We start from the raw sequence: 23235 nt of genomic DNA, 5'->3' as shown, positions 1-23235 counted from the left end.
TAAAAAGTTATTTTAACAGACGTGATGGACTTGTGTATGTTGCTTTTTCAATATCTGAACCTACTCTCACTGTATGTGTGGATACCACCCGATAGTAATAACCAGCACTTGCTGCAAAACTTTCATTAAGACTCACTGTCTTTGATGTGTTTTTAGAAGAAGTTTTACTTGTAACTGCAACCCATTCTTCCCCTGTCCAGCGCTGTATGGCAGCGTCGATTCCAATAAAATCCGCAGTAACGGATGCCCCCGTATTACCAAAAACAGAACCTTTCCCACCACTGGAATACGAAACATCACTGGTATAAGCACTCAGATACTTATAAGTAGCTTTGACCTGGGTCGTATCTTCTGATGGCGGTTTTGTAGTCAGTGCACCTTCTTCTTTTACCGGATCGGCGCTAGCGGCACCAGCAAACCCTAAAGATAGTACCAACACAAGCAAACATAGAGCATGAAGTTTGGTAACGCATACATACTTTTTCATTGATCTCCCTGCCTCACTTTAATTTAAACGCGGTGATTATCACGTTTCATTAATATAACGCAGTTGGCGTGGTTTATGTTTCAAATAAAGTAAAATATTTACATAAAAAGACCATCTCCATTAGGAAACGGTCTGCTTAGGTTTTCTTATTTTATTATATCTGAGGTATCGGCTTACTGCTACACTAGATGGCAAGCCACATGATGCCCCTGCTCAATTTCTCTAAATAGCGGTATTTCAGAAGAACAACGTTCCACTGCAAAAGGACAACGAGTGTGAAACTTGCAGCCGGAAGGTGGATTCATGGGAGATGGGATATCTCCTTTCAGTACAATTCTTTCTCTCTTAAGCTTAGGTATGGGAATAGGTACTGCGGACAACAAAGCCTTTGTATAAGGATGTAGTGGGCGAAGAAATAGATCATCCCTAGTTCCCATCTCCACCATGGAGCCGAGATACATCACTCCGATGCGATCACACAAATGTTCAACAACACTTAGATCATGAGAGATGAATAGATAGGTGAGGCCTCTTGAGACTTGCAATTTTTTAAATAAATTAATGATCTGTGCCTGAATAGAAACATCAAGAGCAGATACCGGTTCGTCCGCTATAATCAGTTCTGGGTTTAGGGCAAGGGCTCTCGCAATTCCGATCCGCTGACGCTGTCCCCCGGAAAATTCATGCGGAAATCGATCATAATGATAAGCAGATAAACCACACGAAGTTAACACCTCAGTAACTACTTCACGAATTTTATCTTTAGGTACAAGCTTATGATCTAAGAGAGCTTCACCAATGGCATCTCCCACTCGGATCCTTGGATTTAGAGAGCTATAAGGATCTTGGAAGATAAGCTGCATTTTGGGTCTAAGCTGTCTTAACTCTTGCGGTGATAGAGCATACAGGTCTTTTCCTTGAAACCGAATCTCTCCTGCCGTCTTGTCATGAAGTCGTAAAATGGTGCGTCCCACCGTACTTTTTCCGCTCCCAGACTCACCTACAAGACCAAAAGTTTCTCCTTGATACAAAGTGATATTTATATCGTCAACTGCTTTTACATATCCTATCGTTCGGCCCATCAGACCTTTTTTCACTGGAAAATACTTTTTCAGCGACTTCACTTCCAGTAATGCTTCAGACACGAGCAGCCACCTCCTCGTATAACCAGCATGCCGTTTTTTGTAGTGGAGCTACTTCTTTCAGTTCCGGTTCATTCGTTCTGCAGATCGGCATGCAGTGTTCACAGCGATCACTGAAATAACAGGATTCCGTAAGGGTTAGCGGATTCGGAACTTGTCCTGGTATAGAGTAAAGTTCATCCTGCCGTTGATTAATAACCGGCTTAGACTTAAGAAGTCCTTGTGTATAAGGGTGTTTGGGAGAACGGAAAAGTTCAACCACTTCGCCCTCTTCCACTACTTTGCCGGAATACATAACAACAACGTAGTCTGCCATTTCGGCAACTACACCCAAATCATGCGTAATCATCAGAATCGACATATTAGAATCTTCTTTGATTTTACGGAGCATTTCGAGAATTTGGGCTTGAATGGTAACATCAAGAGCTGTTGTCGGCTCATCAGCAATGAGGAGTTTGGGATTACATGAGATCGCGATTGCAATCATAACACGCTGCAGCATTCCTCCGCTCAGTTCATGCGGATAAGAGTCTGCAATTTGCTCAGATCGAGAAATCCCAACTTCTTTCAAGAGTTCAATCGCTCTTTTTTTAGCTGCTTCTTTTTTCATTCTTTTATGAATGATAAGCGGCTCCATAATCTGTTCACCGATCTTCATAACGGGATTTAAACTCGACATCGGTTCTTGAAAAATCATCGTAATGTCATTTCCACGAATCGTTCGAAATTCATTTTTGTCCATCTTCAGCAGATCTTGATCTATAAAATTAATTTCTCCACTGACAACCTTGCCCCCAGGTTCCTCAATCAAACCCATGATGGACATGGCAGTTACGCTTTTACCGCATCCCGATTCTCCAACAATACATACGGTTTGTCCCTTAGGTACCGTAATACTCACATCATCCACTGCTTTGACGGGTCCTTCATCTGTGTAAAAATGTGTCTTCAGGTGATTAATTTGTAGTAACGATTCCATTTGGTGTTCACCTACCTCTTCTGTTTGGGATCAAGCACATCGCGTAAACCGTCCCCAAATATGTTAATGGCAATGACTGTAATAAAAATAGAGAATCCAGGCGGCATCCAAAGCCATGGATGCTGTTGAAAATCAATTAAGTTATTCGCAGCATCAATCATATTGCCCCATGTTGGCGTCGGCGGCATTACACCTAATCCAAAAAAGCTCAGCACCGATTCACTTAGAATCGCACCGCCGATACTTAAGGTTGCCATAACAATAAGAAGCGGATATATATTCGGCAATAGATGATGGAACAGTTTTTTTCGATCCCTGAGTCCGAGGACAGTCGCGGCATGCATAAATTCTCTTTCTCGTAAGCTGAGCATCTGTCCCCGCACCATTCTGGCGAGTCCCGGCCAATTGACGAGTCCAAGCATCAGCATAACCACGTACATTCGGTAATCTGGAGGCACTTTCCATTCTGATAAGAGCGCACCGACGATAAATAGCAGCGGAAGGCTCGGAATCGTTAGCAGCAAATCTGCAATTCTCATAATGAGCTGATCTACAACACCTCTATAATATCCAGCTACTGCTCCAAGCGTCGCTCCAATTAGAACAGATAACATCATGGAGGCTAGCCCTACTGTCAGGGAAATACGCCCTGCTTGCATCACTCTAGTAAGTACATCTCGTCCTAAGTTATCTGTTCCAAGCCAGTGTTTTGCATTCGGCGCTTTCTTCATCTCCAGCATATTGATTTTGTTATCTGCGTAAGGAGAGAATAGCGGACCTAAGAAGCAGATAAGAAACATCAGGATCACCACAACCAGACCGAAAATCGCCAGTTTGTTACGTAATAGTTTTCGAACGGATTGGCGCCATAAAGATGATCTATACTCTACTCCAGGCCCTCTACTTGTTTTTGTAGCTCCGCTAATTGATGACATTCGATCCACCCCTTAATCCAACTTGACACGCGGATCTGCGAGTCGATACAGCAGGTCCGACAACAAGGTGCCAAGGACAGTTAAAATCGCGATAAATACAGTAAAACTCATCAGCAGAGGATAATCACGCAAAGAAAAAGATGACATATAAAGCTGTCCTATACCCGGCCAGTTAAAGATCTTTTCAATAATTAACGATCCGCCAAATAGTCCGGGAAGCTCAAAACCGATGAGAGTAATTGCCGGAAGCAGAGCATTTCGGAGGGCATGTGTAAATAGCACTTTACGTTCAGTAAGCCCTTTAGCTCTCGCTGTTCGGATATAATCCTGTTTGATTACATCAATCATGTTACTGCGGATATATCTTGTGAGTGAGCCGATTCCAAGTAGTGTCATGACAACTACAGGCAGTGCCATATGCTCAATCACTTCTTTGGCATAAGCAAGACCGGTTGCATTACTACCCGTTGTTGTCATTCCGCCTGGCGGAAGCCATTTCAGGTCAACGGCAAACATCTTGATTAAATAAAGTCCAATAAAAAAGGACGGAATGGACATCGCTGCAAAAATAATCAGCATGACCACGGTATCAAACCAAGAATACTGTTTGTAAGCGGAAATGACTCCAATCACAACGGCAATGAGCCATGTGAGAAAAGTCGACACGGCGGCAAGTAGAAATGAATTCCAAATATATTCATTAAAAAGAGTTAACACGGGTTTTTGTTGTGCTAGCGAATAACCAAAGTCCCCTTGTAGTGCGTTTTTAATCCAAATGACGTAGCGATCGAGTAGCGGTTTATCAAGTCCATATAACTCCCGCAGCTCTGCTTTACGTTCTGGGCTTAGCTTGATATTACTCGACACATAATCTCCTGGCGTAAGAGCATATAGACTGAAAATAAGAAATGACGCAGCTAGCAAAATAACAAGTATGTAGGTGAGTCTTTTGACAAGGTAAGTGCTCATGTTATGCTCCTTATCTGTTAAGCTTACGTCCGCCTAAGGGTCTAGGTCGGACATAAGCTAACTTTTTGTTTCTCTAACGCAATGCTATTGTTCTATTTTCCATTCAGGTAGTGATTGGGCAATGCCACGGTATGGGCTAATACTTACGTTCTTCAATCTACCATTGTTGGCGTATACCGATTTTCTGTAGGATGTAAAAATAACTGGCAATTCATCATTCAGAATTTGATACAATTCTTGATACACTGCTTTACGTTCTTCCGTATCTACCGTGGCAAGACCTTTTGCATATAACTCTTTTACTTTCGGGTTATCGTAGCCAGGCAAAGAGCCATCGATAAATTGATTAACGCCATCGGAAGGATCCGTTAGCATCGGCGTTGAGAATGAGGCCATATCATAATCTTTGCTTTCTACTTTTGATACTAAAGCGTTAAAGTCTGCAAATACTTCGGGTTGAAAATCAATGCCGATTTCGGCGAAATTCTCTTTTGCTACTGCGATAAAAATATCCGTTGCCGGACTTTTGAAACCAAGATAGTGAATGGATAATTTTTTGCCGTCTTTCTCACGAATCCCATCTCCGCCTACGGTCCAGCCTGCTGCATCAAGAAGTTCCTTCGCTTTTTCTGGATTATACTCGTAAGGGTTAATCCCTTCCTCGGTATAAGACCATGAGATCGGAGCTGCCGGGATGTTAGCTACTTCACCTGCTCCTTGATTGGCATCTACATAAATAGCTTGGCGATTTAATCCGTGAGTAATAGCCTGGCGCACTTCTTTTTGTTTCATCTGTTCATTCTCAAGATTCAATTGGAAGTATCCATAAGTGCTTGGTGTATAAGGCAGGATATCGACATACCCGAGACCTTTTAATTTATCGATGTTTTCCTGTGTTGCTGTATAAGAAGCAAGATCCACTTCGCCTGTTTCTAGGAATTGCCATGTATCGCCCTGAGAAGTTTTATAGATAAAACGTTCTACACTTGGTTTTCCTTTCAGATAATGTTCATTTGCTGTGAAACGAACCTCTTGTCCTGGCAGGAATTTCTCTAATATGTAGGGTCCATTACCCAGCGGAGCAGCATGTAGTTTTTGTAAATAAGTCAATTCGCCAAATTTATAATCTTTACCGTAATAAGCTTTAGATAGTACATTACCGCCGAGATTTAGAAGAGCAGTTGCATTGGGTTCCTCAAGCGTTACAGAAATCGTATAAGGATCGATTATGTTAATGCCTTCGATGCTGTCTGCCTTGCCCTCTTTGTAAGCAAGACCGCCTTTCACTTTCATCAGTGTAATATCGGTATCGCCATCGTAAGCTTTGTCATGCAGAAGCGTCCAAGTAAATGCAACATCTTCCGAAGTGAGAGGTGATCCATCACTGAACGTACCTTTTTCAGGTAAATGGAATGTATATGTTAATCCGTCTTCAGAAACATCATAACTTTCTGCATAATCTGCTATAGGGAGTCCCTCAGCATCCGAAGTAATAAGAGATGTGTACAAAAGGGAAGCAACGTTACCGTCATAACCGCTTTGTGAGAAATAAGGGGTGAACGATCCGCTTGGATCGGTGAGTCCCACAATAACCGTGTCTGTTCTTTGCACAGCCGTTTGAGGTAATTTGCTGAGATCAGATGCAGGTACCTTTTCAGTTAACAGATTCGTTGCTGCAGGAGTTTCACCTGACGGAGCATTCACCGATGTACCTGTGCCGGTATCGGCAGGTGAAGCACCCTCTCCTGAACATGCAGATAACACAAGCGAGCTAGCAAGCAATAACGAGGAAGCATAGGCGATCCTTTTTCTCATAAAACATCTCTCCGTCTCTTTATTTTTTTTAGTACGCCCTTACAAAACACAAAAGTAATAATTCCGATAAACCAGGTATGTTTTTATTGATTAGTCATTATTATAGAAACGAATTGCAGTTCTGTAAATAGAGAACCAGTTATTTTTATGGGTTTTTTTCAACTTTTTATCTTTTTATGAAAAATAAAACCATCAAACCCCTTATCACACAAGGAATTTGATGGTTTTTAATTTTTTCAACCTTCTATGTAATGTAATAAACTTCGTTCCACCTGACGCAGCGCATGTGATCTAATACTGTATTCAATCAGATTCTCTCCGTCAAAATGAGCATACAAGAGTCCACTGCTGCGCAGTTTGGAAATATGATCATGCGTAATTCCCTTCGAAAGCTCTAAATGCCTGACAATTTCAATAAAGGATCGAGGTCCTTGGTGCAGATATTTAAGTATTTTCAGACGATTTTTTTCCCCCAGACTACGAATCACTCGCAAATCATGCGGAGGAATAACGGCATCATCCCCAAGGTAAATAGGTGCTGCATAGTGACAGACAATTGTATTTCCATAATGCCAAAAAATATGGAGCGGCTGAAAATGGTACTGCGGAATGAGCACAATTCGAATAAGACCCTCCGTCCTGCCAAACACGAGTCCTCGGGTCGTTTCATCGAGTAATGAATCCGCCGATTTATACTCTTTTTCAGCAAGTCGAACTGCATATTCTGCTTGAAGGGCTTTACACACCTCAGGACTAAGCTGTTTGAAATATTGTTCATTCCATTCGTAAAATAGTTCCTTATATCTCTCCCTAAACCTGTTCATTTCAAATTCAGGAATTTCAAAATTCCAATCTTTGCAGAGAGAAATGAACTGGTCAAGCAGATCTTTGTCTGATGTGTTTTCTAAAAAGGTTATGTAATCTTCGGCAGTATATATATCTTCTCGTTCTAACAACAGATAGGCGTACTTCCACTCGTCGTCCATTTGCCATTCGTGCAGTAAAGAACTGTACTCTGTAGTCAGCATGCTTTGAGTCTGCTTGACCCAACTAAGTGAGAGTTCAATCTTTTTATGTGATTTGCGACAAATAAAAGTATGAAGACTGTTCATAAACTCATATACCGGTTTAAACCGAAAGGTAATATCATAACTCATTGCTCCACACTCCTTCGTACCCTATATTATAACGTTCGAAGGAAGTAATGGAATAGTTGGCGATTTATAAGATTTCTTTATATAAAACAGCTGAGTTACGTACCCGTTTGTTCATTTGTATCCTGCTTAGGGGACAAAAGTATTCTAGAAATTCGTAAGTGTTCCATCTCTTCTATCACATATCGAAAGCCCGCTTTGATAATATATTCTCCTTTTTGAGGAGAGGAAGATTCTAACTCAGAGAACAGCCATCCCCCAATCGTATCGTACTGAATATCCTCCAAGCACAGATCAAAATGCTGATTTAAATCTTCAATTAACATTAACCCATCAATAGAATAGACATCTTCACCCAAATATTCCACAAGCGGCCGTTCATTGTCGAACTCATCCTGAATTTCACCAACAATTTCTTCGACGATATCTTCTAAGGTTACGAGTCCAGAGGTACCGCCATACTCATCAATTACAATAGAAATTTGCGTCTTGGATTCCTTCATTTGTTTCAGTAAAAGGTCAATCGAAGTGGATTCCGGGATACTCAAAATAGGTCTGATTGTCCTTATATAATCCTCCATTCCTGACATAAATAAATCTTTGATATGAACAAATCCAATGATATGATCCTTATCTCCTCTACATACTGGATAGCGAGTACGCATCTCTATGCTTGCCGTCTTCAGATTTTCATGAACACTCCATTCTGTATTGAGGCATATCATTTCTGTACGCGGAATCATGATTTCCTTTGCTGTCCTTGAAGAGAATTCCAGAAGATTTTGGCTGAGTAACGCACTTTCCTTATGATCCGATTTAGAAATACTTACAGAAGAGGATTGCTTATTTTTACGTCTTCTTAACCACAGTTTTGAAATACTACTGCCGCAAACCATATATACAATAACAACGAGAACAACTAATACAGCAGTAAAGATGCGCGATCTACTTTCTACAGCTATCATTCCGGCTGCAATCAACGGTAAAATAGTACCTGCTCTGCATAAATATACATAGAACTGAAGATGTGCTCGCAAATGCAGTCCCACCTTATCAAATGTAGACAGAACCGTATTATCCATGGATCTGATCGGTTCTGGGTCTGAGGCAAGAAGTATCAACTGGTTCTGAAAAAAACTAAATATGGCACTAATCAGCGCAAGTACTGCCATAATCATGAATAGCTCTATTGCCGGTAAAGGATCAGCCAAATGATTGTCCTATCCACCGTAAAAGTACAGTGAATAGGTTCACCTCCTTTTAACCTTCTTTGTCTGTCTTGACTTGATAATATATATGATGTCTGAAACAAAATAAGTGCTATAAAAAACCGCTGGGTACACAAAAAAGTTTGATGTGTAGCCCCAGCGGCTTATTACTGCATTATGTGTTTTAGTAAGGGTTCATGAGCACAACGTTCATAAACCTAAGTTTTACCGCCGAGCACTAGGCGGCGCATATGGATATTCATAATTCAAAGGCTCGTCGAACGTAGCATAGTCAAAGTTCACCATCAAAATAATCGTACGTTGACCCGTATTTGGATCACTTATGATAATATGATCACGTCCTGCTGCTTCCAGAACTCCTTTAAAGATCTTTGCATTCCACTCCCTGTTTCCTTCATAAGTGGCGTAAAAAGTTCCAATCTTTCCGAGATTCAACCTAAGAATATTCTCGATGAAAGATTGTTCGGTAAAAGGTAGAGTCTGTTGAATAACGGCCCCCCCTGGAGTCATCACACTCCCACTGCTCACTTCTGGAGGAACAATGGTTGTATTTGGCATCATAGGCATCATTGGCATCGAAGGCATTCCCATATTTCTCGGATCATATCCAGGTCCTCCATTTCCAATCTTATATGTGACCGGTTGGTAAGGCTGGTTAAACATAATTAAAAACCTCCCTGATTTTAAATAGATACTCTGTTCAAAAAACTAATAAACAGCAGGACAATCCTCTCCTGAAGGACTAAAGAAACAATGTGCTCGGTATCTCCCTGTATTGGCTTGATTGTACCAAGTCGGCGGACAATCCCCTGAAGGTCTAAAGAACCAGAGTGCGTTACTGGCCGGCCATATTTTTTCCCCGTTAATGACCCGCTGAGCGAGCCTGATCTCTGATTCCCTTGCCGCCTGATAGAAATAGCCCTTTTGGGTTGCTTCAAAACCCCCGGGATTCTGGAATACCATATCACTCACAGAGCGGATATTACGAAAATCCAAACATCCTCCGAGTACGCGATTGACCCCTACATTTCCTACAAGAAGCATCCCTGTATCCCCGTCTTCTTCCGCTTCCGCACGCATAAGTCTCGCCAGTAATTTCACATCTTCGGAATTCGCTTTAATCACTGCCAATGGAAGTCTTCCTCCTTCCTGTACTCAGGTGTTCTCATGGCTATACTTTATATCTTATTGTGCATTCGCCCAGATCGTGACAATTTATTTCAATTATTTTTTAAAATAAAAAAAGAATCTTGGGTTTCTTTTCACAAGAGCCCAACATTCTTCTTATTTTTCACTCATTTTTTATTGCGATGATTACGAAAATAGCGAGACACATAATAACCTACAACGAGAAAAACAAGCAAGACAACGACACTAGTTATTACAAGGATCGGATCATACGTGTCTTCACCTGAAGATAGAGGACCGAAACTCGTCCTAGGCTCATCCTCTGCATGTAACATATGCTTGCCTTCAATAAAGTTAATCAGATACATAGACTCCTCCGAGATTATATCTTTTTTTCCAGTTTAACAAATCTCTAATTGGAAATATATAACGGAAAGGAAAGGAACGTATGAAAAAAGAGCAAACTAAAAGTTTCTTTAGCCCGCTCTTCTCATCTCTATATGAGATTATTAAATAATTCTTTAAGGTTTCGCATTAATCCAATAATCGTAAGAATGAATTACATATCCCTGATAAGCATTATGTTCCGCAAGCAGACCTGGCAACTTCGCTAGTTCTGATTCCATATAAGCTTCGCCTTCTTCATAAAAAGTAATATGATTTCCTTCATGACTTTCTTTCATTTCAACCGAAATCAGCAGCGGCTTGCCTAATTGATCAGCAATTTCCATTTCTTGAGCAACAACGGTTGCAATTCCGTTAGATCCTTCTGCTGTATCTCGGAAAGCCATAAGTGAGATATGATCCAATGTACGAATCATCCATTCCGTTACACTCATATTTTTTCCTGGTAACTCATGACGATCGAGCCATACAGCTAAATCAGCACTTGTTTTGAGATCGGAATCTTTTTTGGTCTCACGAGCGAAATACTCCATATTAGATGCCCACTCTTTAAGCACACGTTCTCGGTTATTATCCCATTCCGAGTTAGTATAAGGCTCAATATCTAAGTGAATGCCATGGAATTTTTCTTCCTCTGCTGCACGTAGGTTATATTGTTTCACATAATTAATGAGCCTCGTTAAACGTGATCTGTTTTCTTCAAGTCCCCAACTTGGATGACCGCCCATCGCATGAACTTCAATTCCCATTGCTGCAGCTTGACCCACAAAATTGCGATACAGCGCATAAGGCTGGTCAAGATCAAGTCTTACATATAGAAAATTCACCTTTTTCTCTTGCAAGAACTCGAGCACTCGTTCACTTTCATTAATTATCTGTTCTGCTTTCCATATATAAGTTCCGCGAATGGAGTCAGCCGGAAGCTCTGGTTCTGGTGATGGTTCTGGTGTAGGTTCTGGGTCCGGCGTTGGTTCTGGATCTGGTGTCGGCTCTGGATTCACTGTATCTTGAGTCATTTGACTCCAATATACATAATCATGAATGGCAACACCGGCAAAACTTGAATAGCCTGCAAAGGATGATGTCACTTCCTGGAGAGCTTCTTCCATCTTCTCTTTCGTCTTCCCAGCAAATGAGGTGAATTCTTCTCCCGGCATTGGTTTCGCATTAACTCCAACAATGATCTTTGCAGAATAATTGCTTGACCATTCCATCTCTTCTTGAATAACTTGAAGGATGCCGCCCACTCCACTCGCTTTATCACGATAAGCCATTAAAGCGATTTGATCAAACCTACTCATGAACCACTGAATCAGCGGTTCCTTTGATTCTGGATTATAGTAGTGATCATACCAAAAAGGAAGATCTATAGCTGAATCCAGGCTAGGTTCTTGCTCAATGACAGACAGGAACTTTTCAATATTCGCAAGATAAGACCGAGTGACCTCATCGCTATCTATCTCCCACTCCCCTAGAACATAGGGCTCTATGTCCAGATGAATTCCACTAAACTTCTCATTTTCTTCTGAGTCTCTATTAAAGTCAACAACCCAGTTAGCAAAACGCAATAACGGAACATCTCCGCCTTCCGCAGCCCACTTTGGGTGACCTCCCAGCGCATCCACTTTTATTCCATTCTCATGCGCACGAAGGATAAAGCGTTGGTATACTGCGGCAGGTTGCTCCATATCAATTCGTAAATAAATATGATTAATCCGATGATTATCCGCGTAATCTAATATATCTTGGCCGCCATCTTGAATAGATTCAGCTTGCCAAAGCCACATTGCCCGAGTAGTTTCTTTTGAGGTATCGAAAGCTGTCAAACACATTACACTAGCAAGAAGTACAACCCACAAGAGCATGCGGGAAAGTTTCCCGTACATATCTTCCCTCCACTTCTTTTCTCTTTTTTTAAGCCAACGCTATTATAGCAGTGAGAGAGAGCAAAAAAAATGAGCCCTCGTGCTCATGTTGGGCTCAGCTTGAAATATTATACAATTATGATACGAGTCCTAGATTAGGGCTGATATATCATTTTTCGTGACATTCCACCATCGATAACTAGATTCTCTGCTGTTATAAAATCGTTCTCAGGATCGGTCAAATATAAGCAGGCACGTGCGATATCTGAAGGTTTTCCCACTCTTCCGCTCGGATGTTGTGTATGATCCTCTGGGCGCAGTTGTTCATATTCACCAGTCTCAATCCATCCCGGACTGATACTATTGACCCGGATGTGTTCAGCTGACAAGGATAGAGCCATCGCATGGCTAAGCGAAATAATAGCTCCCTTAGAAGCCGCATAAGCTTCTGAATTTGGCTCTGACATGGTAGCCCGGGTAGAAGAAATATTGACTACAGAGCCACCATTTTTGTTGTTTTTCATGTATTTTGCTGCGATCCTTGTCCCAAGAAAACAGCTACGGACATTTGTGTTCATCACATCATCCCATTCATCTACAGTTAGTTCATAAGGTGATTTCCAAATCCCGTATCCTGCATTATTAATTAGAACATCAATCTGCCCATATTCAGTTACAGTAGCTTCCATTAATGCTAAAATTGCTTCTTCCGACCTAACGTCACAGTGGACAAACATCGCCTCGTATCCATCTTGACGTAATGATGCCGCCGCCGCTGCTCCCTTCTCCTCATGGCGATCCGCAAGGACGACTTTTGCTCCTTGCATTGCATAAGCACCTGCCACTTCTTTACCAATCCCGCTACCAGCTCCCGTTACGATCACTACCCTATTTTCAAATCTCATTTTCTCATCACCCTTCCCTTTTGAATTCCTTTCCTACTCATTACCCTAGTTCTACTTAGTTACTCTATTCATTTTGAATAAACATCAAAAAAAGCCGCCCTTGTCAGGGACGACCTATACATTATTATGGCAAGAGATTGAACGAAAAACTTCACTCATGCATCAGCCCCGTATCTTTCCCTAAGACCCGTGAACCGGCTCCGCATATACTTTAGCAAGACGTTCAAAGCCTATGTAACGCGTTCCCTGAAAAGTGAGTCTTCCTTCATCTCCTTCAGAACATAGACCATACTCTGTACCGGCGACTTTAAATTCCAATCGATCGCCACTCTCTACTTCAAACGTGACATAATACATTGTTCTCGTATGGTTGCCTTCACTCTGATTCGTCTGCTGCTGTACAGAAATACGTCTACCTGTAATTCGAGATTGCACCGTGAGGACAGGCTGTTTTTTGTTTTTACCCCACTGAAGTGCTTCTTTTCCAATGGAAATAGCAATGATACCGAGAATCACGACAAACACTACAGGGAATACCGTTCCGAAAAAATCAAACATCCAGAAAGATTCAAATCCCATGCCGTCTCCTCCCGTCCAAGTTCTGGCTTTTGACAAACCGTCATTCTCTTCAAGTATATGCCACTATGGAAAAGAACTTGTCATCTCTTTTGCAGAATAGTTCAAAAGTATTTTGTTATAACACTTCCCAGTTCAATCCACCATCCGTCGTTTGCATCAATATTGATTTCTTCTCAATTGCATTTTCAAGTAAGATCCATCCGACTTTTGTCGTAACGAACTGCATTTTCACAACCTCAGGGTATTTATCCAGTAAATCAGACAGATTCTTGCTCTCTGCAAGTTTAGTCCAAGTCTTTCCTTGATCTGCGGTCTGGTATACCGTTTTCCCTAGTAACATCCATCCTATATGATCAGAAACAAAAGTAGGATATAACCGTTTATCTGTCACGACTTCTGCAGGCAACTCAAATTGAACATGATTCCATGTATCGCCGCTGTCATCTGTGAACAATCCGCTGTACTTAACCTGGTCTCCTTCAGAACACCCTAGCGGTAAGTAAAGTTTATGATGATTTACGCTTAATGACTCCATTTCACCAATTGTAAACGAAGAGCAATCCGTATGTAGTGATGAAGTACGATTAAAAAATGACTTATCCACGCTCCAAGTTTCACCGTCATCTTTAGTTACGTACATTTTTGGTGTTCCCAGCTCTAGTACAGGTACAAAACCTTTCCCCATGTCTGTGAACATCATGCCCATCGTATAACCTTGCAATGAAATCGCATCATTTGTAGCTTGAATTGGAATATTTGTTGATGTCTGGGTCCAGTTAACTCCGCCATCTGTCGTCGTATATAATGTTTTTTGTTCTTTTAATGTTCCCACACTCTCACTTGTCATGAGATAACCATGTGTACTGGAATTAAAATGAAGGGCTGTCACTGCTTCCGATTCTTCGAGAGAGGCGATCTTCCAGCTCTCCCCGCTATCCTCTGTACGAAGAACAACATTATTGGTTCCATCCGTTCCCGAACGAACAATCCATCCATGTTCTCCATCTAAAAAGAAAATGTCTTTTCCGTAAACGGGGTTAGATGAAAATTTCACATTGGCTGATGGTGAAATATTAACCCAGGTTTCTCCGTTATCTCGCGTATAATAAAGTCTTAATTCATTACGAGTAACGCCCCAAGCAAGACCACCATAACCATGGATTAATTGAAAATCAGTCAATCTGGTTTGAATTTGATATTTATTACTATCCGGTACTTCATAATATTCTGGTTCTACTAATGTAAGGGTTTGTCCTGTCTCTACAGGCTCTTCTTTCATGATCGGCTGCACTTGTTCTGACTCTTTAGAACTGCAGGCTGCAAGCAGTAATATAAACATACATGCTAATGACCATACTATTGCTCTATGCATGTTATCACCTTTTCTACCATAGCGTTTTCTCTAAGTTAGTCATTATAGCATAATTTGTTTTGAATGAGAGTCAAAACTGTTACTTGTCTAACTCATTAAAACGATAAATTTGTAACTATATATAGATATATAGAGCCATTATGATCTATATATCCTCCTGATTAAAGCAACTAAAGGTATTATGAAATTGATTCGTCTGTGATAAATAAAAAAACTTCCGGCAACTAGCCGAAAGTTCTTAAAATCAGTATTATATTTTATCTAGAAAAAATGGTTTATTTAGGATCTTCTTTACCAAGCTCACTATGCGAGTATCCGTAGAATAAATAAATAAGAAGTCCTACGATCATCCAAAGAATGAATCCCATCCAAGTCCAAATGTCTAATTGGAACATGAGTAAAAAACAACAGCCAGCACTTAACAAAGGAAGGAATGGAACCCAGGGAACCGTAAAACCTCGCTTAAGATCCGGTCTTGCTTTACGTAATCCGATTACCCCTAGAGATACGATAGCAAAAGCGAATAATGCACCCATATTTGTCAGACTTGCCAGTTTATCAAGTGGAAGGAATCCGCATAACAAGGCGATTACCAACCCAACCATCCATGTACTTCGAACGGGAGTCTGACTCTTTTCATCTACTTTTGACAAGAATTTAGGAAGCAGCCCATCACGAGAAATCGCGAATAAAAGTCTTGTTTGACTGTATAAAAGCACAAGTAAAACGGTTGTAATCCCAGCAATAGCCCCAAGAGATATGAGTCCTGCTGCAAAATCTTGCTCAACGAACCGCAGTGCAAAAGCTACCGGATCAGCTACACTGAGTTCAGTATAAGGTACCATGCCTGTCAGGACTACAACAACAATGACATAGAGTATCGTACACACTAAAAGAGAAGCTATAATACCGATTGGCAGATCTCGCTGTGGGTTTTTAACCTCTTCAGCTGCGGTTGCTACTGCATCGAAACCAATATAGGCAAAAAACACAAGTGCAGCACCGCTCAGAATCCCTGAATATCCGAATGGAATAAACGGTGTCCAGTTATCCGGTTTCACGTAAAAAGCTCCTACGACCACAAAGATGAGAATGACAGCAATTTTAACAAACACCATAAACGCATTAAATCTAGCCGTTTCTTTCGCACCTCTCGTTAATAGTAAACAAATCAGCAAAATAATAATAACAGCCGGTAAATCCACAATTTGTCCTGAGGCAGCATTAAATGCTCCAGACAATGCAGCAGGCAAATGGATATTAAAACCAGCTAATAGTCCTTGCACATAGGCAGACCACCCACTCGCAACAGAAGCAGCTGCTAAGCCGTACTCGAGTACAAGAGCCCACCCCATTAACCAGCCAAATACTTCACCAAAAGCGGCGTAACTGTATGCATAGGCACTGCCGGATATCGTTACCGTAGAAGCTAGTTCAGAATAACAAAGTGCTGCTAGAATACATACCAGGGCAGCAACAACAAATGAAATAACGAGTGCCGGACCGGCATTATCTGCGGCAGCAGTCCCAGTAACGACAAAGACACCCGTTCCGATAATCGCCCCTATTCCAAGGACGGTCAGATCAAAAGGGCCCAGCGTTTTCTTTAGATTGTTATCCGTTTTTTGATTTGGATCAAAATGTTTCTTACGTAATAAATCCATAAAGTCACTCCTAGATGTAAGTTGCCCTACTATTCTGTAGTTTCATAGCAATGCTGTTTTATTATCTAAATATGGATTGACTCTGTCAATGAATATTTAAAGGATTAATCAAATTATCATACTTCACTTACTCAATCTCCCATTTCCACTAGTATTACGCTATTTTCGGCATAAAAAAGACCCTATATAGGCCTATTAAAAGGTACATATCAATGCACAAAATTATCAATTCCTGTGTACAATGAAATTCAGGATGATGTAAGCTGATTATACGCACCGATTTGATAAGCATCTAAGTTATTTCAATAGTAGGTATTAGTAAAAATAAGCGTCTATAAAAAAACACTTGCTGTGATAGCGCTTCCTGTATTATGATAACACCTACAGAGTTACAACAACTCATTTACTTACTAAAATATATCAACTAATTGAATAATGGATCTTCGGGGTAGGGTGAAATTCCCAACCGGCGGTGACGCTTTTAAGCGAAGCCCGCGACTCAATTTTCTTACTATAGAAGATTGACTGACTTGGTGTAATTCCAAGGCCGACGGTACAGTCCGGATGAGAGAAGATCAAATATCGCAACGTGCCGTGTTATTTCGCATGTTTGTTTGATCAACCCCTATTGTTTTTGGCGTGCAAATGCTGAAATGATAGGGGTTTTGTTAACTGAAGATACCATTTTCAAATTTCGATGGAGGAGTTTGATGATGGAAAACACTACCCACGCAAAAAGAAATTCAAGTTCGACTGGTTTTTGGCTGGTTGCCCTTGGGGCAGCTTTATGGGGAATAAGTCCCCTGTTTCGTATCAACTTGTTAGAACATCTGACTTCGATGCAAGTTGTTCTGGTAGAACATTTACTCGTATGTCTTGTCGCCGGTCCAATCCTTTGGAAAAATCGTCACGAATTGAAACACTTGAAGCTTAAGCACTACCTTGCCATGTTATTTATTTCATGGGGTGGATCTGCGCTTGCGTCTGTTATCTTCACGATGGCGCTGACAAACGGTGACTTAAATGCAGTAATCTTGCTGCAAAAAATGCAACCTATCTTTGCTATTCTTTTAGCAAAATTGATTTTAAAAGAAACATTGCCGCAAAAATTCGGTGCATTGTTTATCGTTGCGATCATTGGTACGTATCTCCTTACCTTTGGATTTCACTTACCCTTTGGCGGAGGAACCGAATGGCTCAAAATCGGCAGTCTTTTGTCACTCTTAGCAGCTGCTCTATGGGGCGGATCTACAGTGATGGGCCGTCTGCTCCTTGGTCAGATCCAGTATAGTACCGTTACTTCAATCCGGTATGTATTCGCAATTCCTTTACTTGTTGGTATGACATGGATCGAAGGTGGGGTAACCAACCTTCCTCAAGCGGGTCCTGCACTTACCAGTATTATTATAAATCTTCTAGCGCAAGCTTTGCTGCCAGGACTTCTAAGTCTGCTTCTGTACTATAAAGGTTTATCATCAACGAAAGCATCGATGGCTACACTCGCCGAACTCAGTTTTCCGATGACAGGTATCATTGTAAACTGGCTTGCTTTTGGTGAAATGATTACACTAGCCCAGCTCGTAGGTTTTATCTTTATATGGTCCGTTCTCTTTATCCTAACGCGCCAGCAACAGACGAATCAGAACCAACTTTCTATAAACTAATAAAGGTTCGATCCTGCCATGTCTTTTAGACATGGCTTTTTATGTAAGAGATAACGACAATGCTCTTGCTTATGTTAGAATCATAAGCAGAAAGGATGATTGACATGAAAAACAAGTACACTACCTATGATGCCGTAGGACTTGCTCAGCTCATCAGAGACCGGGAAACTTCACCTGCCGAGTTAGTTCAAGCTGCTATAGAGCAAGTAGAAAAGCAAAATACAAAAGTAAATGCCGTAGTACATACAAGATATGAACAAGCTTTGAAAGAAGCTGAACAGGTAAGCATTATGGAGCAGCCTTTTGCAGGCGTTCCTATTTTGTTAAAAGATATTTCTCAAGCCATTGCCGGTGAACCTCTCACCTCTGGTTCTAAGCTGTTTAAAGAGCATAAGCCTTTATATGATTCTCATTTCGTTGCCAAGTTAAGAAAAGCTGGCTTTATTCCGATCGGGCATACCAATACACCGGAATTTGGCCTCAAAAATATTACCGAACCAAAGCTGCATGGACCCGCTCGGAATCCATGGAACATCATGCACTCCCCTGGCGGTTCTAGCGGAGGTTCCGCAGCGGCCGTTGCGTCTGGAATGGTTCCGATCGCAGGAGCTAGTGATGGCGGAGGATCCATTCGTATCCCTGCATCATTTAGTGGACTCTTCGGACTTAAACCGACTCGAGGACGTACACCAGTTGGCCCTGGCGTCGGTAGACAATGGCAAGGAGCTTCCATTGATTTTGCTTTATCAAAGACGGTCAGAGACAGTGCGGCTCTTCTCGATGTACTCCAAGTGATTCAGAATGAAGCTGCTTTTCAAGTACCGCTTTATCCGGGACGTTATCTCGAAGATATGTATGGGCCGCTTAAACGTAAATACCGAATTGCATATACTACCACTTCACCTGTTGGTACACCCGTGAGTGAAGATGCTATAGAAGCGGTACACAAACTGGTTCGTTTCTTAGAATCCGAAGGACATGCAGTAGAAGAAAAACTGAGCCCTGTAAATGGTGTCCGTCTGATGGAGAACTATTACATGATGAACAGCGGTGAAATGGCAGCTATGGTTCTCGGAATGGAACGTGGGCTTGGCAGATCCATTACTGCGGAAGATATCGAAATCGAAGGTTGGGTTCTGCTTGAAGCAGGCCGTAAGTTATCTGCTGCCGAATTTGTGCACAGTTTAGCGGAATGGGATGTAGCTGCTGCTCAGATGAGTACGATTTATGATCGTTACGATTTTTACATTACACCAACTAATGCCTATCCAGCACCGCTTGTGGGGGAACTTACGCCCGGACCTGAACAGATCCAGCACTTGCTTTCCGTGAGCGATTTATCAAAAACTAAACAACAGGAACTTATATATGAAATGTTCCTTCCAAGCTTGACCTATACTCCGTTTACACAATTAGCTAATCTTACAGGTAATCCAGCGATGAGTCTCCCTATCCATCTGACAGAGTCAGGACTTCCCGTTGGTGTTCAGGTGATGGCTGCCAAGGGGCACGAGAATGAGTTATTTACCTTAGCTTCCTTACTTGAAAATTCATCGCTTTGGGTTGATCTCATGGACAATCCCATGTTGAAAAATGAATAGGAAGTGACAAATGGATATCTGGTCTGTGCATCTCTGTCCAATATTAGATTCGGGTAAAGACTGGATGCGTATCATACCCTTAATGAACTCTCAGATGCAAGCAAAGATTCAGAAGTTTCGTCAACCTGAAGATCAGCTGCGCACCCTTTGCGGTGAACTCCTTCTGCAAGCATATGCTTTAGAACAGTGGGGAATTTCCCCCTCTTCTCTTATCAAAACGTATAATGCCTATGGGAAACCGGAACTTGCAGAGTATCGTTCATGTCACTATAACATCTCTCATTCTGGAGATTGGGTCGTAGCTGCTTTTGATAACCAGCCGGTTGGTATCGATATTGAGACTACCGCTAATCCCATAGAGATCTCTATTGCAGAGCGCTTCTTTTCACCTGCTGAAGTCAGCCTGCTTCGAGAACAATACGAGGAACAACAGCAATCTCTTTTTTACGATCTGTGGACGCTAAAAGAAAGTTATATTAAAGCAGAAGGTGCAGGGCTCTCGATTCCGCTTGATTCATTCTCATTTGAATTTCAGGAGCATCATAAAGTAGAGTTCTATCGTTCGGGTAAACCAGATACCAGCTGGTATTTTAAGCAATATAGGATTGACCCCGGGTATGCTCTTGCCGTATGTGGGCGCGAGTCAAACTTTCCCGAACAAGTTGAAACTGTTCGTTGGGATAAACTGATTTCAATTATTTAAAAATAGTAAGCGCATCAGCATGATTAAAAAGATAGGCGTAGTGCAAGGAGCTTAACCCCTGCACTACGCCTATTTAAATTACACATACGTTGTTTACGTTTATGTATACGTCTACGTATGTGTTGATATTGGTGTACTATACCAGTCTCCTTATTTCGTCTCACAGCTATGTTTAACGATATCTGTTACTGATCACTTAAAATCAATTGAAAATTATTAATAAATCCATCCTCAGATATAAAAACTGGCGTGTATTCTTTAGATTCGAAATCATAATAATAGATACCTCTTTTATCATTTAAAACCGATGTAACATATAGACCTTTTCCATCAACTGAAAAACTTGCTCCGTCTACTTGCATTCTTTCAGGTGGTAATATGAACTCTTCTAACTCATGTGAACTAGCATTGATGGATACAGCTTTAGATTTTTCTTCTGAATTATATTCTTTGTCATAAATAGCAATTATCTTATTATCTATCCTATTTACCATCAGAATTCTTATCCAAGCATGCTCTGAAAAGAGCTGCTGTGTATCCGTAAATTTAAAATCGGTTTCATAGATAGAAAACAAAGGCATAGAATATTTATTTTCATCGGAGACAAACTGTTTTTCGATAACCTCCCGATCTTGACTATAAGAAAAAGCAGAAATATATATTTTTTCTGTATCTGGATTTATGGTTATCGTTTCAACGTTGGTATCTTCATCTCCCCAGTATGAAATAACACCGCTCTGTTTATCCAACATTCCTAAACGTAATACCCTGTTTGAAGAAGCAATAAAAAAGACTTTTTCCTTAGTAGGTATGATTTGATTCACAGCACGTAAATTGGTTGTTAACTTCGTTTCTTCTTTTGTCTCTATATTATAACTAAATATTTGATCATGCTTGTTATCATCGGTCTTAGTATAATAAACAACTTTATCATTAGAACTGAAAACGCCTAGTGGATACTGTGCTGTATATGGGAAATTAAATATTTCTGCTAGTTCTTTTGTTTTAGGAGTGTATTGGTAGATGGAGGTTGTCATTTCATCTGTATCAGGCTGAATATATGTCGTACGTGTTATTGAGATATAATCATCATTCTGTTCTATAAGACCATTTTTGTTATTACAGCCAACTAGTAAAAGTATAAAAACTAAAGTAAGTAGTAAACCTTTTGCTAAAAACAATTTATTTTTCATAAGGTACTTAGCCTAGAACTAACACATTTTCCTAAATTCATCGCAGACACTCTTTTCTATGTAATTTTTTTCATATAAATATAGTATATTACTTTTAATGCTTAAACAACAGTTTTTTAAGCAAAAAGCAAGCTTTGAGAAATAGTTATTTTGCGCCCCATTTCCTTAGCTTGCTTTTTATTTAGTTATTAATTTAATGTATTCTTTTGTGCCAGTTCTTTAGCATTTAGTTTTTTTATAACTTTATTTTTTTTCGTGTCGAAAGAATATCTATATAACTTAAATTGGTCAGAAGGGTATTCACTTGCATAATCAATAAATAATCCTTTTTTATCCCAAAGTATAAATGCAGTAGAAATCGTTCTTATTTCTCTTGGTACATAAGTAAAGGTATTATAAAACACATTATATATTGCTATTCTACTTAATGAGGGATCTCCATACGAAAAGGCAAGTTTTTGACCATTAGGAGACCATTGGTAGGCAGTCACTGTTTCAACTGCTTTCGAACTTTTCACAATACTATTAATCAGTTTGTAAGAGCCATTTGTGAGATTAACGACATATAAACTGTTGTAGCTAAGATTCCCTGCTTGTAGCGCAAGAAATTTTTTGGTTGGGGATATGGAGATTGAATTAATGGTATCAAACTCATCTGTGAAATTTATAGTATAGTTTTGAGTCCCATTTATGATCTCTACAGAATCTATCAGGGTGTCAGATGGAGGAGTAGCTGACTTTTTCTTAGTAGCTATTACACTTACGTTATCCTGTTCAAATACAATCTTGTTTTTTGTTTCTTTTTTGCTAGGCTTTTCTTTCGTTATGAAATAGGAAAAGTTATTATCTGTTACCATTTGTGCTTTGGCTTCATTGCTAAAGTATTGACTGAATTGAAAAACAGGAGAAACTAATGTGAAAGCTAAGATTATTTTGAATATTTTTTTCATTATTAAACCTCCCAATAAAGTCACCTTTACATCTTAGTATAATACAAGGGAAATTATTTTCAAAATAATGGAATTATTTCTAAGTTGGAACGATTAAGTTAAACCACCTGCGTTTATAAATGCACTTATGATTGCACAGCATCCAAACAAGATGAACCACCACGCCCATTTGTTCTTCTTTCTCTTTTGCTTACTGATCAGCAGACCCACGATTCCCGTAACCAATATAATTACCGCTAAACTTGTTCCTACAATAAAGCCCGCTATCTCTCCTTATCCCCCTTCAATGTTTCCTTAATGAAAACTCTCCCCCTCTAACCTCAGCGCTATAGTTCCTCCTTGCTTGTAAATAGGTATATAATTTCCCCTCCGAAATTAAAGGAAAATCACTTTTGAAATTGCCTGAAACCTTTTTGAACGACAGATTGTAATATGAAGTGCGACACCTTGCTCAAAAAATAAAAATGGCCCATGGCCTGATTCGTGTAGAATAGAG

General features: G+C 40.4%; 22 protein-coding genes and 1 riboswitch. Of the genes, 3 read left to right on the top strand and 19 right to left on the bottom strand.

Going from position 1 to position 23235, the window contains the following annotated elements; translation table 11 throughout:
• Positions 1 to 7: 7 nt before the first annotated feature.
• The 16 genes from H9647_RS09270 to H9647_RS09195 form a co-directional block, all read right to left on the bottom strand.
• Positions 8 to 487, bottom strand: coding sequence for a hypothetical protein (locus tag H9647_RS09270; protein WP_191799495.1), 480 nt, complete (start codon positions 485 to 487; stop codon positions 8 to 10).
• Between the two features lie 179 nt (positions 488 to 666).
• Positions 667 to 1632 (bottom strand): ABC transporter ATP-binding protein, encoded by a 966-nt coding sequence (locus H9647_RS09265; RefSeq protein WP_318245284.1) that lies wholly within the window; start codon positions 1630 to 1632, stop codon positions 667 to 669.
• Complete coding sequence (locus H9647_RS09260; protein ID WP_191799494.1) at positions 1625 to 2608, bottom strand: ABC transporter ATP-binding protein; 984 nt, start codon at positions 2606 to 2608, stop codon at positions 1625 to 1627. Before H9647_RS09260 ends, H9647_RS09265 begins: the two co-directional genes overlap by 8 nt.
• An 11-nt stretch (positions 2609 to 2619) precedes the next feature.
• On the bottom strand, positions 2620 to 3543 hold the full coding sequence (gene opp4C / locus H9647_RS09255; protein WP_191799493.1) for an oligopeptide ABC transporter permease: 924 nt from the start codon (positions 3541 to 3543) through the stop codon (positions 2620 to 2622).
• Positions 3544 to 3555: 12 nt separating this feature from the next.
• Positions 3556 to 4512 carry an ABC transporter permease gene (locus H9647_RS09250; protein ID WP_191799492.1) on the bottom strand — a complete coding sequence of 319 codons (957 nt, stop codon included), beginning with the start codon at positions 4510 to 4512 and terminating at the stop codon, positions 3556 to 3558.
• 84 nt (positions 4513 to 4596) lie between these two features.
• Complete coding sequence (locus tag H9647_RS09245) at positions 4597 to 6327, bottom strand: ABC transporter substrate-binding protein (protein WP_191799491.1); 1731 nt, start codon at positions 6325 to 6327, stop codon at positions 4597 to 4599.
• Between the two features lie 236 nt (positions 6328 to 6563).
• Complete coding sequence (locus H9647_RS09240; RefSeq protein WP_191799490.1) at positions 6564 to 7484, bottom strand: ArsR/SmtB family transcription factor; 921 nt, start codon at positions 7482 to 7484, stop codon at positions 6564 to 6566.
• Positions 7485 to 7579: 95 nt separating this feature from the next.
• The gene (locus tag H9647_RS09235; RefSeq protein WP_225229200.1) at positions 7580 to 8692 is read right to left on the bottom strand and encodes a hemolysin family protein; all 1113 of its coding nucleotides are present in this window, start codon (positions 8690 to 8692) and stop codon (positions 7580 to 7582) included.
• 222 nt (positions 8693 to 8914) lie between these two features.
• Positions 8915 to 9376 (bottom strand): spore coat protein GerQ, encoded by a 462-nt coding sequence (gene gerQ, locus H9647_RS09230; RefSeq protein WP_318245290.1) that lies wholly within the window; start codon positions 9374 to 9376, stop codon positions 8915 to 8917.
• Positions 9377 to 9418: 42 nt separating this feature from the next.
• The gene (locus H9647_RS09225; protein ID WP_225229199.1) at positions 9419 to 9841 is read right to left on the bottom strand and encodes a cell wall hydrolase; all 423 of its coding nucleotides are present in this window, start codon (positions 9839 to 9841) and stop codon (positions 9419 to 9421) included.
• A 164-nt stretch (positions 9842 to 10005) separates the two neighbouring features.
• Positions 10006 to 10206 (bottom strand): hypothetical protein, encoded by a 201-nt coding sequence (locus H9647_RS09220; protein WP_191799488.1) that lies wholly within the window; start codon positions 10204 to 10206, stop codon positions 10006 to 10008.
• 153 nt (positions 10207 to 10359) lie between these two features.
• Entirely contained in the window at positions 10360 to 12129 is a 1770-nt protein-coding gene (locus H9647_RS09215) for a hypothetical protein (protein ID WP_191799487.1), read from the bottom strand.
• A gap of 134 nt (positions 12130 to 12263) precedes the next feature.
• The gene (locus H9647_RS09210) at positions 12264 to 13013 is read right to left on the bottom strand and encodes an SDR family NAD(P)-dependent oxidoreductase (RefSeq protein ID WP_191799486.1); all 750 of its coding nucleotides are present in this window, start codon (positions 13011 to 13013) and stop codon (positions 12264 to 12266) included.
• 180 nt (positions 13014 to 13193) lie between these two features.
• The gene (locus H9647_RS09205) at positions 13194 to 13592 is read right to left on the bottom strand and encodes a DUF2500 domain-containing protein (RefSeq protein ID WP_191799485.1); all 399 of its coding nucleotides are present in this window, start codon (positions 13590 to 13592) and stop codon (positions 13194 to 13196) included.
• Positions 13593 to 13707: 115 nt separating this feature from the next.
• Positions 13708 to 14931 (bottom strand): WD40/YVTN/BNR-like repeat-containing protein, encoded by a 1224-nt coding sequence (locus H9647_RS09200; protein ID WP_191799484.1) that lies wholly within the window; start codon positions 14929 to 14931, stop codon positions 13708 to 13710.
• Between the two features lie 308 nt (positions 14932 to 15239).
• Positions 15240 to 16628, bottom strand: a complete 1389-nt coding sequence (locus H9647_RS09195; protein WP_191799483.1) for an amino acid permease — start codon at positions 16626 to 16628, stop codon at positions 15240 to 15242.
• A 435-nt stretch (positions 16629 to 17063) separates the two neighbouring features.
• Positions 17064 to 17208: riboswitch (FMN riboswitch) on the top strand.
• A 133-nt stretch (positions 17209 to 17341) separates the two neighbouring features.
• Here H9647_RS09195 and H9647_RS09190 point away from each other — a divergent pair.
• The 3 genes from H9647_RS09190 (at position 17342) to H9647_RS09180 (ending at position 20596) form a co-directional block, all read left to right on the top strand.
• On the top strand, positions 17342 to 18292 hold the full coding sequence (locus tag H9647_RS09190; RefSeq protein WP_191799817.1) for a DMT family transporter: 951 nt from the start codon (positions 17342 to 17344) through the stop codon (positions 18290 to 18292).
• A gap of 104 nt (positions 18293 to 18396) precedes the next feature.
• Positions 18397 to 19893: an amidase gene (locus tag H9647_RS09185; protein WP_191799482.1), complete on the top strand. Its 1497-nt coding sequence runs from the start codon at positions 18397 to 18399 to the stop codon at positions 19891 to 19893.
• A gap of 10 nt (positions 19894 to 19903) precedes the next feature.
• The gene (locus H9647_RS09180) at positions 19904 to 20596 is read left to right on the top strand and encodes a 4'-phosphopantetheinyl transferase family protein (RefSeq protein WP_318245283.1); all 693 of its coding nucleotides are present in this window, start codon (positions 19904 to 19906) and stop codon (positions 20594 to 20596) included.
• A gap of 185 nt (positions 20597 to 20781) precedes the next feature.
• Here the strand turns inward: H9647_RS09180 and H9647_RS09175 are convergent, their stop codons facing one another.
• From H9647_RS09175 to H9647_RS26300, 3 genes are all read right to left on the bottom strand, one after another.
• A complete protein-coding gene (locus H9647_RS09175; protein WP_191799481.1) occupies positions 20782 to 21789 on the bottom strand; it encodes a TolB-like translocation protein in 1008 nt (335 codons plus the stop codon).
• A 188-nt stretch (positions 21790 to 21977) separates the two neighbouring features.
• Positions 21978 to 22739, bottom strand: a complete 762-nt coding sequence (locus tag H9647_RS09170; protein ID WP_191799480.1) for a hypothetical protein — start codon at positions 22737 to 22739, stop codon at positions 21978 to 21980.
• Positions 22740 to 22832: 93 nt separating this feature from the next.
• Complete coding sequence (locus H9647_RS26300; protein WP_404822617.1) at positions 22833 to 22994, bottom strand: DUF308 domain-containing protein; 162 nt, start codon at positions 22992 to 22994, stop codon at positions 22833 to 22835.
• Positions 22995 to 23235: the final 241 nt, after the last annotated feature.

The sequence above is a fragment of the Paenibacillus gallinarum genome, assembly GCF_014836635.1.
In the GTDB taxonomy this organism is placed as follows: domain Bacteria; phylum Bacillota; class Bacilli; order Paenibacillales; family Paenibacillaceae; genus Paenibacillus; species Paenibacillus gallinarum.
The sequence above is the reverse complement of the archived record's forward strand: the minus strand, read 5'-3'. Positions and strand labels throughout refer to the sequence as shown.

Coding starts and splice junctions, on each gene's coding strand:
- H9647_RS09210 (WP_191799486.1), bottom strand. CDS start 13,013: ATGAGATTTGAAAATAGGGTAGTGATCGTAACGGGAGCTGGTAGCGGG.
- H9647_RS09170 (WP_191799480.1), bottom strand. CDS start 22,739: ATGAAAAAAATATTCAAAATAATCTTAGCTTTCACATTAGTTTCTCCT.
- opp4C (WP_191799493.1), bottom strand. CDS start 3,543: ATGTCATCAATTAGCGGAGCTACAAAAACAAGTAGAGGGCCTGGAGTA.
- H9647_RS09190 (WP_191799817.1), top strand. CDS start 17,342: ATGGAAAACACTACCCACGCAAAAAGAAATTCAAGTTCGACTGGTTTT.
- H9647_RS09260 (WP_191799494.1), bottom strand. CDS start 2,608: ATGGAATCGTTACTACAAATTAATCACCTGAAGACACATTTTTACACA.
- H9647_RS09200 (WP_191799484.1), bottom strand. CDS start 14,931: ATGTTTATATTACTGCTTGCAGCCTGCAGTTCTAAAGAGTCAGAACAA.
- H9647_RS09250 (WP_191799492.1), bottom strand. CDS start 4,512: ATGAGCACTTACCTTGTCAAAAGACTCACCTACATACTTGTTATTTTG.
- H9647_RS09195 (WP_191799483.1), bottom strand. CDS start 16,628: ATGGATTTATTACGTAAGAAACATTTTGATCCAAATCAAAAAACGGAT.
- H9647_RS09205 (WP_191799485.1), bottom strand. CDS start 13,592: ATGGGATTTGAATCTTTCTGGATGTTTGATTTTTTCGGAACGGTATTC.
- H9647_RS09180 (WP_318245283.1), top strand. CDS start 19,904: ATGGATATCTGGTCTGTGCATCTCTGTCCAATATTAGATTCGGGTAAA.
- H9647_RS09215 (WP_191799487.1), bottom strand. CDS start 12,129: ATGTACGGGAAACTTTCCCGCATGCTCTTGTGGGTTGTACTTCTTGCT.
- H9647_RS09245 (WP_191799491.1), bottom strand. CDS start 6,327: ATGAGAAAAAGGATCGCCTATGCTTCCTCGTTATTGCTTGCTAGCTCG.
- H9647_RS09220 (WP_191799488.1), bottom strand. CDS start 10,206: ATGTATCTGATTAACTTTATTGAAGGCAAGCATATGTTACATGCAGAG.
- H9647_RS09270 (WP_191799495.1), bottom strand. CDS start 487: ATGAAAAAGTATGTATGCGTTACCAAACTTCATGCTCTATGTTTGCTT.
- H9647_RS09175 (WP_191799481.1), bottom strand. CDS start 21,789: ATGAAAAATAAATTGTTTTTAGCAAAAGGTTTACTACTTACTTTAGTT.
- H9647_RS09240 (WP_191799490.1), bottom strand. CDS start 7,484: ATGAGTTATGATATTACCTTTCGGTTTAAACCGGTATATGAGTTTATG.
- H9647_RS09185 (WP_191799482.1), top strand. CDS start 18,397: ATGAAAAACAAGTACACTACCTATGATGCCGTAGGACTTGCTCAGCTC.